This window comes from Robiginitalea rubriflava (assembly GCF_052540725.1).
Genome location: NZ_CP199309.1, coordinates 2,441,706 through 2,453,938, shown reverse-complemented (window position 1 = coordinate 2,453,938; position 12,233 = coordinate 2,441,706). Strand labels below are relative to the sequence as shown.

13 protein-coding genes and 1 tRNA gene are annotated in these 12,233 nt (G+C 46.7%); 9 read left to right on the top strand and 5 right to left on the bottom strand.

Annotation, left to right across the window (positions count from 1 at the left end; all coding sequences use genetic code 11):
- The gene (locus ACT6NU_RS11155; RefSeq protein WP_445381752.1) at positions 1-684 is read left to right on the top strand and encodes an ABC transporter ATP-binding protein; all 684 of its coding nucleotides are present in this window, start codon (positions 1-3) and stop codon (positions 682-684) included.
- Positions 685-690: 6 nt separating this feature from the next.
- Here ACT6NU_RS11155 and ACT6NU_RS11150 read toward each other — a convergent pair whose 3' ends face one another.
- From ACT6NU_RS11150 to ACT6NU_RS11140, 3 genes are read right to left on the bottom strand one after another with little or no spacing between them, the layout of a single operon-like run.
- Positions 691-984 carry a chaperone modulator CbpM gene (locus ACT6NU_RS11150; RefSeq protein WP_445381751.1) on the bottom strand — a complete coding sequence of 98 codons (294 nt, stop codon included), beginning with the start codon at positions 982-984 and terminating at the stop codon, positions 691-693.
- Positions 985-989: 5 nt separating this feature from the next.
- A complete protein-coding gene (locus tag ACT6NU_RS11145) occupies positions 990-1,886 on the bottom strand; it encodes a DnaJ C-terminal domain-containing protein (RefSeq protein WP_445381750.1) in 897 nt (298 codons plus the stop codon).
- 49 nt (positions 1,887-1,935) lie between these two features.
- Complete coding sequence (locus ACT6NU_RS11140; RefSeq protein WP_445381749.1) at positions 1,936-2,697, bottom strand: sulfite exporter TauE/SafE family protein; 762 nt, start codon at positions 2,695-2,697, stop codon at positions 1,936-1,938.
- Between the two features lie 153 nt (positions 2,698-2,850).
- Between ACT6NU_RS11140 and ACT6NU_RS11135 the strand changes: the two genes are divergently transcribed.
- The 8 genes from ACT6NU_RS11135 to ACT6NU_RS11100 all read left to right on the top strand — a co-directional run bounded on the left by ACT6NU_RS11135 (position 2,851) and on the right by ACT6NU_RS11100 (position 10,918).
- Positions 2,851-2,934, top strand: a tRNA-Leu gene (locus ACT6NU_RS11135).
- A gap of 770 nt (positions 2,935-3,704) precedes the next feature.
- Entirely contained in the window at positions 3,705-4,955 is a 1,251-nt protein-coding gene (locus tag ACT6NU_RS11130; RefSeq protein ID WP_445381748.1) for an NAD(P)/FAD-dependent oxidoreductase, read from the top strand.
- Positions 4,956-5,106: 151 nt separating this feature from the next.
- On the top strand, positions 5,107-6,006 hold the full coding sequence (locus tag ACT6NU_RS11125) for a MerR family transcriptional regulator (RefSeq protein ID WP_445381747.1): 900 nt from the start codon (positions 5,107-5,109) through the stop codon (positions 6,004-6,006).
- 28 nt (positions 6,007-6,034) lie between these two features.
- Entirely contained in the window at positions 6,035-7,495 is a 1,461-nt protein-coding gene (locus ACT6NU_RS11120; protein WP_445381746.1) for a phytoene desaturase family protein, read from the top strand.
- Between the two features lie 9 nt (positions 7,496-7,504).
- Complete coding sequence (locus ACT6NU_RS11115) at positions 7,505-8,344, top strand: phytoene/squalene synthase family protein (RefSeq protein ID WP_445381745.1); 840 nt, start codon at positions 7,505-7,507, stop codon at positions 8,342-8,344.
- Position 8,345: 1 nt separating this feature from the next.
- On the top strand, positions 8,346-8,795 hold the full coding sequence (locus tag ACT6NU_RS11110; RefSeq protein ID WP_445381744.1) for a sterol desaturase family protein: 450 nt from the start codon (positions 8,346-8,348) through the stop codon (positions 8,793-8,795).
- Between the two features lie 6 nt (positions 8,796-8,801).
- Complete coding sequence (gene crtD, locus ACT6NU_RS11105) at positions 8,802-10,271, top strand: 1-hydroxycarotenoid 3,4-desaturase CrtD (RefSeq protein ID WP_445381743.1); 1,470 nt, start codon at positions 8,802-8,804, stop codon at positions 10,269-10,271.
- On the top strand, positions 10,268-10,918 hold the full coding sequence (locus ACT6NU_RS11100; protein ID WP_445381742.1) for a carotenoid biosynthesis protein: 651 nt from the start codon (positions 10,268-10,270) through the stop codon (positions 10,916-10,918). The genes crtD and ACT6NU_RS11100 overlap by 4 nt, the downstream gene beginning before the upstream one ends.
- Here ACT6NU_RS11100 and ACT6NU_RS11095 read toward each other — a convergent pair.
- On the bottom strand, positions 10,899-11,627 hold the full coding sequence (locus ACT6NU_RS11095) for a DUF3291 domain-containing protein (protein ID WP_445381741.1): 729 nt from the start codon (positions 11,625-11,627) through the stop codon (positions 10,899-10,901). The two genes, ACT6NU_RS11100 and ACT6NU_RS11095, sit on opposite strands and share 20 nt — an antisense overlap.
- Before the next feature lie 25 nt (positions 11,628-11,652).
- Positions 11,653-12,213: a redoxin domain-containing protein gene (locus ACT6NU_RS11090; RefSeq protein WP_445381740.1), complete on the bottom strand. Its 561-nt coding sequence runs from the start codon at positions 12,211-12,213 to the stop codon at positions 11,653-11,655.
- Between the last annotated feature and the right edge of the window lie 20 nt (positions 12,214-12,233).

Below are 12,233 nucleotides of genomic sequence, written 5' to 3'. Positions count from 1 at the left end.
ATGAAAACGGTCCTGAACGCCAGAAATATCGATAAGTACTTCTACAAGCCGGTGAAATTCCACGTGCTCAAGGATATCAATTTTCAATTAAAAACCGGAGAATTTATAAGTATCATGGGGAAATCAGGTTCCGGAAAATCGACCTTGCTGTATATCCTCTCCACCATGGATACAGATTATGAGGGCTCACTTTATTTGCAGGAGGAACTCATCAGCGGAAAACCAAAGGATTACCTGGCCCGCCTGCGCAATACGCATATTGGATTTGTATTCCAGTTCCACTACCTGCTTGGGGAATTCAGTGTGCTGGACAATGTGATGCTCCCGGCCCTTAAACTGGGGTTGAAAAGCCCCGAGGAGATCCGTCAGGATGCCCGGGAAAAATTAAAGATGCTGCATATTGAGAAACTGGCAGAAAAAAGGGCCTCCCGGATTTCCGGGGGCGAAAAACAGCGGGTAGCCATTGCGCGGTCCTTGATCAATAACCCGCTGATCCTCATGGGAGATGAGCCCACCGGGAATCTGGACAGTTACAATTCAGAAAATGTCTTTCAGATATTAAAGCAATTGCAGCAGGAAGCCGGTCTTTCGCTACTTGTCGTTACCCACGATGAAGATTTTGCCAATAGGACAGACCGTATCCTGGAACTGGAAGACGGAAGAATTATCCGTGGAAATGAGTAACCCTGTTTATGTGCCGTAGCGCCCCAAAGCTCTTCTGAGTTGCAGTACTTCTTCTTCCAGCTGCTGTACGCGGTTCAGTAAATGATCTACGGCCTGAAGCCCCTGTGGGTTAATATGCAGGTCCCTGTGCAGGCGCAGCAATCGCTCCAGCCGTCGCAGTTCCCTCCTGTGGAATACCTCTTCCTTTTCCAGCTTCTGAATGGATATCAATTCGAATTCCTGCAACTCGTACAGAAACCGGGTCTCCAGCCCGTGCCCTTCACAAAAATCAATGATTCGGATGTATTTGTCTCTTTCCATATTGCTTATAAATTCGATTTTTTTAGTGCCTCAAACAGGCTTTTCTGTTCTGCATTCAGCTTATCAGGCAATTGAACCTCGTAGGTGATAATCAGGTCGCCAAAGGATCCTTCCTGTTTGTATTTTGGAAATCCTTTGCCTTTTAGTTTTACCCGGGTATTGTTCTGCGTCAGGGGTTTCACATTTAACTTTACTTTCCCATCAAAACTGTCTGCGGTGAGTTCCCCTCCCAGAACAGCTGTAGTAAGGGGTATGCGTATGGTCTTGTACAGGTTGGCTGCATCCCTGCGGAAATTGGTGTTATTTACAATATTAAAGGTGAGGTAAAGGTCCCCTTTGGGCCCGCCGTTTATCCCCGGGCCGCCATATCCCTTAATTTTGATCGTCTGACCATCTTCTATCCCTGCCGGAATGGTTATACGGATATTCTTATCTCCAATAGTTAAGGTTCGTTTATGTGTCCGATAAACATCCTTTAAGCTCAATTGCAAACTGGCGTTAAAATCCTGACCCTTAAAACCCTGCTGTGACCTTCGGCCGCGTCCTGCCCCAAAGCCGCCAAACATGGATTCAAAGAAATCGGAAAATTCGCTTTCTCCTCCCGTAGAATAGGTATAACGCCGCCCAGTCCCCCCGGGTTCTTCACGGGCCTTTCGCGCTTGTTCGAAGGCCTCTGCATGTTCCCAGTCTTTCCCGTACTGGTCGTATTTTTTCCGTTTTTCTGGATCGCTTAACACCTCATTGGCCTCATTGACCTGCTGGAACTTTTGCTTAGCGCCTTCGTCATTCGGATTGAGGTCCGGATGGTACTTTCTGGCGAGCTTGCGGTATGCGCTTTTGATCTGCTTCTCAGTCGCATTTTTATCCAGCCCGAGTATTTTATAATAATCTATAAATTCCATCTCTGCAAAGACTTAAAGATATTATCGGCGTATTATCCCTGCCGGGCTTCTATCCGGTATGCACCGGAAATATCGGTATTCCCAGACCGTGCACCAGGAGGGTTAAAACGCCTATAAAAAGTAACAAAAACAATACAAATTTTCTAAATTGATCCTGGCTGATTTTATTCAGGATCAGCTTCCCAAGATAGGTACCCACAATACTGACCACTATCAGAATGGGAATCAGGTACAAGTCGTGTTTATGGATATAGCCGTTGTAGGCATATACAATTGACCGGCTGAAATCAATGCCCAGGTCTATTGCCGCAGAAGTGGCAATAAATTGTTCCTTGGGCAATTTAAACGCAGCCATGGTGGCACCCCTGATAGCCCCTCCCGTTCCCAGCAGCCCTGCCAGGATACCAGACAGGGCACCGCCGGAAATGGCGTTCGTTCTATTGGGTCTTATCTGAATTCCCTTCTTAATTAAAAAAACCAGACTGAAAAGCGTCAGGAAAATCCCCAATGCAATACTCAGGTAAATGGGATTGGCATAACGGCTCAGAAAAGCACCCAGGGACACAAACAAAACTGCAGGTATTCCCAAATTAAGGATCAGGCTTCGGTTAAAACCTTTCGAAAAGAAGGAGATTTTAGTGATGTTGCTGGATAGGTGAAAAAGGGCTGTAATCCCTAAAACGGATTGAAAATCGAGATAGTAACTCGCCAGGGGAACAAAAAAAACTGAAGAGCCAAAACCTCCTACTGTTCCGAGAACCTCTGCAAGCAAAGCGAGGATTATAAACCAGGGTAAAAGCCGAGTAAGCATGTGGTTTTACTTGTCTGACAAGGTAGTAAACCCGGGTATTTTCGGGGATGATCTTTATCAGGGCCGGCCAATTTTACTGCTGCGGAATTATTTTCTTCCTTAAAGTATTGTCTGAGTTGGAAAAAGCGGGTTATATTTGTGCCGCTTATTTAAGCCCACGTGGCGGAATTGGTAGACGCGCTACCTTGAGGGGGTAGTGTTCTTATGGACGTGCTGGTTCGACTCCAGTCGTGGGCACTTAAAGCGTAAACCTCGCTCGCAAGAGCGGGGTTTTCTTTTTTGGGGATCCGTCAGGGATTTATTCCTGTAAGGAAACCCGGAAAAGAAAAGTACAGGGCGGCAGCCCTGCAGGTTGGCATTTTCAGGCGGGGCCGCAATGGAGCACCGCATAGAAAAATAAGGTACTCCAGTCGTGGGCACTTAAAGCGTAAACCTCGCTCGCAAGAGCGGGGTTTTATTTTTTAGGGGAACCGTCAAAAATTTATTTTTGTAAGGACTTCCTGGGGGAAAAGGCAGGGTGCACTAAATCGCCAGCCGCATCGTCTCGCGCCTCACTGCAAAAGGTCCACCGGACCTTTTTCTGATCGTTCGGCCGAATTTTCAGGTGAGGCCGCAATGGAGCACCGCATAGAAAAATAAGGTACTCCAGTCGTGGGCACTTAAAGCGTAAACCTCGCTCGCAAGAGCGGGGTTTTCTTTTTTGGGGATCCGTCAAAAATTTATTTTTGTAAGGACTTCCTGGGGGAAAAGGCAGGGTGCACTAAATCGCCAGCCGCATCGTCTCGCGCCTCACTGCAAAAGGTCCACCGGACCTTTTTCTGATCGTTCGGCCGAATTTTCAGGTGGGGCGGCAATGGAGCACCGCATTAATAAAATAAGGTAACCCAGTCGTGGGCACTTAAAGCGCAAACCTCGCTCGCAAGAGCGGGGTTTTGTTTTTTTGCGGATGTTCAATTCAGATTTCGGACCAAATGGGTACTTTAGCAAGTGCTTATCCTAGATAATCTATGAGCAAGAAAATTGTTGTGATAGGAGGAGGTATTATGGGCCTTAGCAGCGCCTATTACCTCCATAAAGAAGGGTGTGAAGTTACCGTGTTGGACAAGGGCGAAATTACAGCCGGAGCATCTTTTGTAAATGCCGGCTACCTCACCCCCAGCCATATTATCCCCCTTGCCGCCCCAGGGATGATGGCCAAAGCCATAAAATGGATGTTTGACAGCAGCAGCCCATTTTACATGAAACCCAGGCTGGATACCAATTTTCTGAAATGGGCCTGGAGTTTTAACCGTTCCGCACGTTCTTCCAGGGTACGCCAGGCCATTCCTGTTATTGCCGAAATCAATACATTGAGCAAGTCGCTTTACCAGCAACTTCTTGAGAGTGGTGACTTAGGGGAGTTTCAGCTCGAAAAATCGGGTCTGCTTATGCTTTACAAGTCGGCGGAACTGGGTGAAGCCGAAAAAAAAGTAATGCAAAGAGTACTGGATTTAGGCCTTGAAGCCCGGGCCCTTAGCCGGGAAGAACTCCTGGGCCTGCAGCCAGGCCTGAAAGAGGATGTTCAGGGTGCGGTCCACTATGCCTGCGATGCCCATACAACCCCGGGGCAAATAATGCAGCGAATGCTGGCCTATTTGCGAAAAAAAGGGGTTGCCATCCATACCGGTACAAACGTAGTTGGATTTGAGTCAGAAAATGGCAGGATAGCCCGCATAAAGAGTAACCAGGGTATTTTCGAGGCTGACGAAGTAGTGCTGGCTGCCGGGGCCTGGAGCCCTAAGTTGAGCCAAAAACTGGGGTTAAATCTGCTGCTGGAGGCAGGAAAGGGGTATCGAATTGATATAAGTCGGAATACCCCTGTAAAAATTCCAGCTATCCTGATGGACTCTAAAGTTGCCATAACCCCTATGGAAGGATTTACCCGTCTGGCGGGAACGATGGAATTTTCAGGGATTAACCATAAAATCCGAAAAAACCGGGTAAAGGCAATAGCCTCTGCAGTAGAGAGCTATTATGAAGGTCTTGCAGTACAGGAGAAGGAACTGGATCAGGCTGCCTGTGGATTGAGACCCGTTAGCCCGGATGGACTTCCCTATATTGGAAAAGTTTCTAAATGGAATAACCTGTATCTGGCCACCGGGCACGCCATGATGGGATGGAGTCTGGGTCCTATTACCGGAAAGCTGATATCCGAACTGATAGGCGGAAAACCAACTTCCATGGATATAAAACCTTTTGAACCGGAAAGACGGTTTTGATTGTTTGGTCCTATATCGCTGATTAAATAACAAACCCACTAAAAATAAGGTCCTAAAAATACGTACTGCTTAATTTTGGTCAATTTTAACGATTCATGTAGCCCTAACTGCATTAAATTTAATATTTTTGTTTAAGCTTTAGGTAAAAAAAATGAACAGCGTTAAAAAATCATTTGGGATACGAGATCTTGAAAATCTTTCAGGAATAAAGGCACATACAATTCGGATCTGGGAAAAACGCTACGGACTTTTCGCACCAGAACGGACCTCAACAAATATCAGGACCTACAGTCTTGAAAGCCTGCAGAAACTGCTCAATATTACGCTGCTTTACAACAATGGTTATAAAATATCTAAAATAGCCAGTATCCCTGAGGACGAACTGGCTCAGCAGGTGCGCGAAGTAGTCGCACAAAATTCTGTAAAAAGCCACGCAATTAATGCCTTTAAGCTGGCCATGGTAAATTTTGACCAGTCCCTTTTCCAGAAAACCTATGCGGGTCTCTTGGCAGAAAAATCTTTCAGGGAAATCTTTTGGGAAGTGTTTATGCCCCTGTTGCACGAGCTTGGGCTTCTGTGGCAAACCGACACTATTGGTCCGGCTCATGAGCACTTTATCACGCACCTGATCAAACAAAAAATATCCACCAGCACGGAAAAGCTGCAATCTCTTGAACCAACACGAACCGACAAGGTTTTCATCCTTTTCCTCCCGGAAAATGAAATCCATGAAATTGGCCTGCTCTTCGCGAACTACGAATTGGTGTTAAGGGGTTACAAAACCATATATCTTGGGCAGACCATTCCCCTGGAAAGCCTGGTAGACCTGAAAAAATACTACGACGACCCCCATTTTGTATCTTATTTCACGGTTACCCCTACCAAACCGGATCTGGCCAAGTATTTATCTGACTTTAAAGAAAATCTCCAGCAGGACAGCGAGAGCCACCTCTGGATACTCGGCCGGCAAACCGAACACCTTGCAGAGTTAACACTGCCCAAAAACATCAGTGGCTTTAGTTCTATTGAACACTTGCTGAGCGCACTGTAATGCCGTCTCAATACCAATCTTCAAAGGAATGAAAAAGAAAGCTGCAATCATTGGGTCGGGCTTCTCCTCCCTATCGGCTGCGTGTTATCTGGCCAAGGCCGGATACAGTGTGGATGTATACGAGAAAAACAGCCAGTTGGGCGGCCGGGCCTCACAATTGAAACGAGAGGGGTTTACTTTTGATATGGGCCCAAGCTGGTATTGGATGCCCGATATCTTTGAAAAATTCTTTTCTGATTTTGGAAAAAGCAGCTCCGATTACTACTCCCTGGACCAGCTGGATCCTGCTTACCAGATCTTTTTTGAGGATGAAGTGGTAACTATCGGGAGTTCTATGGATGCCATCTGCAGCGAATTTGAGCGGATTGAACCCGGCAGTGCCGCACCGCTTCGCAAATTTATTTCCAAAGCGGCCGAAAACTATGACATTGCCATAAACAAAATGGTTTACAAACCGGGGAAATCGCCACTGGAGCTGGTTTCTTTAGAAACAATGGCCCGCGTAGGACAATTTTTCAGTACTATCAGCCGGGATGTTCGCAAGCAATTCAAAAACCCTAAACTTATCTCCATTCTGGAATTCCCGGTCCTATTCCTGGGAGCCAAGCCATCCAATACCCCTTCCTTTTACAGTTTTATGAATTATGCAGATTTCGGCCTGGGTACCTGGCATCCAAGAGGAGGAATGTATAAAATAGTAGAAGCTATGGAAGCTTTGGGTAGCTCCCTGGGGGTTACTTTTCATACCAATGCCGAAGTTTCGGAAATCAGGCTGGATAAAAGCAAGGCTTGTGGCTTGCAGATTAACGGCAATTCGGTACATGCCGACCTTATAATCAGTGGGGCAGACTACCATCATACCGAGAGCCTGCTGCCTGATGATTTCCGACAATATTCCGAATCGTATTGGGAAAACAGGACCTTTGCCCCTTCTTCCCTCCTCTTTTACATCGGCTTTGATAAAAAGCTAAAAAATATCCGGCATCACAATTTATTCTTCGATACAGATTTCGAACAACACGCGGTAGCCATATACGACCAGCCGGAATGGCCTAAAGATCCTCTCTTTTATGCCAATTTCCCGTCTGTTACTGACGCAGAAATGGCCCCCGGGGGTAAGGAAACCGGTTTTTTCCTGATGCCACTGGCGCCGGGTTTGGAAGACAGCACCGAGCTCCGGGAAAAGTATTTTGATATTATAATGGATCGATTTGAATTGCGGACCGGCCAGAAAGTGAGAAATAATATTATATTTAAGGAAGCTTTCTGTGTGAAGGATTTTGTTGAACGTTATAACTCCTATAAGGGAAATGCCTATGGAATGGCCAATACCCTCAGGCAAACAGCGTTTTTAAGGCCCGGGCTGGAAAGTAAAAAAGTAAAGGACCTCTATTTTACGGGGCAGTTAACCGTTCCGGGGCCAGGAGTCCCACCTTCCCTGATATCAGGTAAGTTGGTCTCTGAACTAATAATACAACAAAACGATTAGCAAAAGGGCATGAAATCTTTATTCGATACGGTTTCCCACGGATGCAGTAAGCTGGTTACCCGGCGTTACAGCACTTCCTTTTCCCTGGCGACCAAAATGCTGGCCAGGAGCATCCGGCAGGAAATCTACAATATTTACGGGTTTGTGCGCTTTGCTGACGAAATTGTGGATTCCTTCCACGATTACGATAAAAAAGAGCTGTTCGATCGCTTTGAAGAAGACCTGGAACGGGCTCTGGAGCAAGGAATAAGCCTGAATCCTATTTTGAATGCCTTTCAGGAAACCTATCACAAATACAATATCCCACACCACCTGGTAGATGCTTTTATGAAAAGCATGCGCATGGACCTGCACAAAAAAGTCTATCGAACGGAGGAAGAGTACAAGGAATATATCTATGGTTCTGCAGATGTTGTAGGCCTGATGTGCCTTTGCGTATTTGTAAAAGGGGACAAAGCCCGTTATGAGGAACTCCGGGAGGAAGCCATGGCATTGGGATCGGCATTCCAGAAGGTTAATTTCCTCAGAGACCTTAAAGCAGATTACGATGGGCTGGACCGCTCCTATTTTCCGAATACGAACCTGCTGGAACTGGACGAGGTCTCCAAAGCGAGCATAGTGGAGGAGATTGAAGCAGATTTCCGTAAAGGGTATCAGGGAATCCTGAAATTGCCGGGGGAATCCAAGTTCGGGGTCTATATGGCCTATCGTTACTATTCGAAACTACTGCACAAATTGCAAAGACTGCCTTCCGTAGAAATAAAAAATGCCCGGGTGAGAGTACCGAATTATCAAAAAGTTGGGTTACTGGCCCGCTCTTATGTTCGCTATCGACTAAATTTGGTATAAAATGCAAGTGATTTACTGGATTGGAATTTTTTTGTTAGCCTTCTGTGTTATGGAATTTATGGCGTGGTTTACCCATAAATATATCATGCATGGCTTTTTGTGGAGCCTGCACAAAGACCACCACCGCAAAGATCACGATTCATGGTTTGAGCGCAACGATGCCTTTTTTATTTTCTACGCAATCGTGAGTATGTCCTTTATAATGATTGCCTCTGAAACTTCCTTCTGGCAGGGCTACCCCATTGGCCTGGGAATCCTGGCCTACGGAATTGCCTATTTCCTGGTTCATGACATTTTTATACATCAGCGTTTTAAACTGTTCCGAAATGCCAACAACTGGTACGCCAGAGGTGTGCGTAGGGCGCACAAAATCCACCATAAACACCTTGGAAAAGAAGAGGGTGAATGCTTCGGGATGCTCTTTGTTCCCTTCAAATATTTTAAGAAATAATCAGGCATGGCCAAAGCGTGCATTGTAGGTGCCGGTATCGGAGGGCTTGCTACGGCTATCCGTCTCAGGGCCAAGGGATATGAAGTCAGTGTTTTTGAACAGAATTCCTATCCGGGCGGGAAATTACACGCCGAGCGATATAAGGGGTACCGCTTTGATCTGGGACCGTCCCTTTTTACCATGCCGCAATTGGTGGATGAGCTCTTCGAGCTTTTCGGGAAAGATCCAAAAAACTATTTCAGCTATCACCGCAAAAAGGTCCTTTGCCATTATTTCTGGGAAGACGGAACAAGGTTTGAGGCCCCGGCAGAGCCAGAAGCTTTTATTACTGAAGCATCAGACGTTTTTGGTGAGCCAGGGGAAGCATTGAGGGGATATCTGGATCGCAACCGACGAAAGTATGAACTAACAGCCCCTTTATTCCTTGAAAAATCCCTGCATAAAATCCGGACTTACCTGAATACGCAAACCTTTCGGGCTGCCACAGCCATGGCTGGCCTGGGGATATTTAATAGCCTGGACCGGGAAAACAACCAGGCTTTTAAAAATGAGAAGCTGGTGCAATTGTTCAACCGCTATGCAACCTATAATGGATCCAACCCCTACCAGACCCCCGGGATTATGTCTATGATCCCGCATCTTGAGATGCAGCTGGGCACCTATTATCCAAGGGGTGGAATGCATGAAATTACCAGGAGCCTTTTCGAGCTGGCAAAGGCAGAAGGGGTCCGCTTTCATTTTCAGCAAGGGGTTGAACAGATTCTTACCAGCGGCGGTTCTGCCTGTGGAATTCAAACCTCCAAGGGAAATTACCACTTTGACCTGGTTGTTTCCAATATGGATATTTACCCTACCTATAGAAAATTGCTGCCGGGAGAAAAAGCCCCTGAAAAAACCCTGAAACAAGAGCGTTCCAGCTCCGCATTGATCTTCTATTGGGGAATCCGGAAATCCTTTCCGCAGCTCGATCTGCACAACATTCTGTTTAGTTCAGATTATCAGGCCGAATTCAACTGTATCTTTAATGAAAAAAGCCTGTTTGAGGACCCTACGGTTTACCTGAATATTACCAGCAAGGAAAGCCCGGAAGATGCTCCTGAAGGATGTGAAAACTGGTTTGTAATGGTCAATGCACCAGGCGATTACGGCCAGGACTGGGATTCCCTTATCAGCGAATGTCGCAGCAATATCATTGCAAAAATCAACAGAATACTCAACACAGATATCGAAAAATTGATCGAGGTAGAAGAACTGCTCACCCCCATAGGGATTGCGGAGAAAACGAGTTCTTACAGGGGTGCGCTGTATGGTGCCGCCAGCAACAACCGTTTTGCAGCCTTTCTCAGACATCCCAATTTCAGTTCCAGGCTTGCCAACCTATACTTCACGGGCGGATCTGTGCACCCGGGTGGGGGCATCCCGCTTTGTCTGTATTCGGCTAAGATTGTAAGTGAAACGATTCCAACTGCGAAATGACAGAACTGAGAGCCCTTTTAGCAACCTACAGGACCACAATAGGGGTATTTCTGGTCTGGCTCTTTCACCTAAGCGGGCTAATTGGAATTTATCTGGGATACGAAGACTGGTTTATTTCCAAAACCCCTCTGAACCTCTTTCTAAGCGGTTTGCTCTTTATCTGGATCTATCCGCTTTCAGGAAGGAAAGCCTGGTTGCTATTCCTGCTTTGCGGCTTCCTGGGCATTGCAGCCGAATGGGTTGGTGTACACACCGGATGGCTTTTTGGAGCTTATGCCTATGGGGAAAACCTCGGCCCCAAAATTTTTGAAGTACCTCTGCTGATTGGCCTCAACTGGGCATTGCTGACCTTTATAACGGGAAGCCTCAGCCGTCGCTGGCTTCAGAACAGGAAACTGCAAATGCTGGCGGGAGCCTTGCTGATGCTCCTGCTGGATTTTTTTATGGAGGCGGCAGCGCCACACTTCGACTATTGGGAATTTAAAGGGGGGGTCGCCCCGTTATGGAATTACGCCTGCTGGTTCCTGCTGGCATTTTTGTTACAGGCTATCTTTCAGAAGACTGAACAGCTTGGAAACACGCGTTTTTCGGCACAATTGCTTTTGGCTCAGCTTGTTTTTTTTATCGCTATGTTTTTTCGGTACTGAATTCTTGCCTAAGCAGCTCCATTCCCTTACAATCAGACCAGTTCCCCAACATTTTGAAAGGCTGGAACCTGGCAAAAAGTTCTTCGCTGTACCAGCCCAGTTCACGGGTACGCCTGATAGCCCGCTGATGTCCGTCAGCAGAATACGCGAAATCCATCATGCTCTGCATATCTTTCCAAAGACTGAAAGTGGCCATATGAATAAAGGGGGTTTCTCCAATACCCTTGGTATACAAAAGGCCCTCCCGTTGTTCCAGGGATTCGCGGGAAGCGGGAACCGAATTCCAGAACTTCCATAAATATTGCCGTTTGATAGTGGCACGGGTGATTACCGCCAGCAAAGGAATCGAATTGGCTTCGGAGGTTTTGGCTTCAAAAGGGTTCTGGCCATTCCACAGGCCTTTCGAGCGAAGCGGGCGCATAAAAAGGGTCCAGTTTTCAACAGAGCGGTTCCTGTATTTTTGCAACCACTGGTGCTGCCCAAAGAAGTTTTCGGCATCCCCGAGGCTCTCCCAATGTTGTAATAGGGAAAAAACCTCCCAGTCAGGAGAGGTGCTGAACCCCTGTTTTCCGGTACCCAGCAATTTATAAAACAGCAGGCCGTTCACCTTATTCAGAAAGGGTTTGGCGAACTGCATCTGCCTCAAAGCCCAGAATTTACTTCCTGCCCCCTTAAAACGAAAAAAGCTGATTGTGCTTACTGAACCCATATACAAAAGCTGTTTCTGATCCGAATTACTTCCCCAGTAAGACGTCCAGTAATTCGTGAACCCTTGCAGAATTCCAGTCGGCAATGCCCTGCTGGTTTACCACAACGTAGCCCTCCTGGTCTATCACATACGACCGGGGTGGGTCTGAGGTATCCACGGGACTGCGATTGCCAATAATCAGGTAAGTAACCGGAAAGGTAAACCCGTATTCTTCCATAAAGGTTTCAACCGGTTCCCGTTCTTCATCGGTTATGATATAAAAATCTACCTGGTCTCCGTAGGTATCGTAAAGCTTCTGTATCCCTTTAAGCTCGGGAAGACTGGGAAGTCTCCAGGAAGCCCAGAAGTTGATAAACACCACCTTTCCCTCAGAGCGCTCGAAATTAAAAAAATTCCAGTTGGCGTCCTTCAGTGTCCAGTCGTAGTCAGTAATCTGTTCGCGTTCCGCCTCTTCTGTCACTTCCGGGCTGAATGCGAAAAGCTGCATCAGCCAAATCTTGGAATGGTGCCCCAGTGGTGTCACAAAAAATGACAACACAAACAGGATGATCGCAATGTTGATAACCGTCTTCTTGCGTATTTTCATCTGGTATTTTCCAGGTAGTT

Bases quoted from the DNA above. Each gene is read 5' to 3' on its own strand.
- ACT6NU_RS11150 (WP_445381751.1), bottom strand. From the start codon at position 984: ATGGAAAGAGACAAATACATCCGAATCATTGATTTTTGTGAAGGGCAC.
- ACT6NU_RS11140 (WP_445381749.1), bottom strand. From the start codon at position 2,697: ATGCTTACTCGGCTTTTACCCTGGTTTATAATCCTCGCTTTGCTTGCA.
- crtD (WP_445381743.1), top strand. From the start codon at position 8,802: ATGGCCAAAGCGTGCATTGTAGGTGCCGGTATCGGAGGGCTTGCTACG.
- ACT6NU_RS11120 (WP_445381746.1), top strand. From the start codon at position 6,035: ATGAAAAAGAAAGCTGCAATCATTGGGTCGGGCTTCTCCTCCCTATCG.
- ACT6NU_RS11115 (WP_445381745.1), top strand. From the start codon at position 7,505: ATGAAATCTTTATTCGATACGGTTTCCCACGGATGCAGTAAGCTGGTT.
- ACT6NU_RS11155 (WP_445381752.1), top strand. From the start codon at position 1: ATGAAAACGGTCCTGAACGCCAGAAATATCGATAAGTACTTCTACAAG.
- ACT6NU_RS11100 (WP_445381742.1), top strand. From the start codon at position 10,268: ATGACAGAACTGAGAGCCCTTTTAGCAACCTACAGGACCACAATAGGG.
- ACT6NU_RS11130 (WP_445381748.1), top strand. From the start codon at position 3,705: ATGAGCAAGAAAATTGTTGTGATAGGAGGAGGTATTATGGGCCTTAGC.
- ACT6NU_RS11090 (WP_445381740.1), bottom strand. From the start codon at position 12,213: ATGAAAATACGCAAGAAGACGGTTATCAACATTGCGATCATCCTGTTT.
- ACT6NU_RS11125 (WP_445381747.1), top strand. From the start codon at position 5,107: ATGAACAGCGTTAAAAAATCATTTGGGATACGAGATCTTGAAAATCTT.
- ACT6NU_RS11110 (WP_445381744.1), top strand. From the start codon at position 8,346: ATGCAAGTGATTTACTGGATTGGAATTTTTTTGTTAGCCTTCTGTGTT.
- ACT6NU_RS11095 (WP_445381741.1), bottom strand. From the start codon at position 11,627: ATGGGTTCAGTAAGCACAATCAGCTTTTTTCGTTTTAAGGGGGCAGGA.
- ACT6NU_RS11145 (WP_445381750.1), bottom strand. From the start codon at position 1,886: ATGGAATTTATAGATTATTATAAAATACTCGGGCTGGATAAAAATGCG.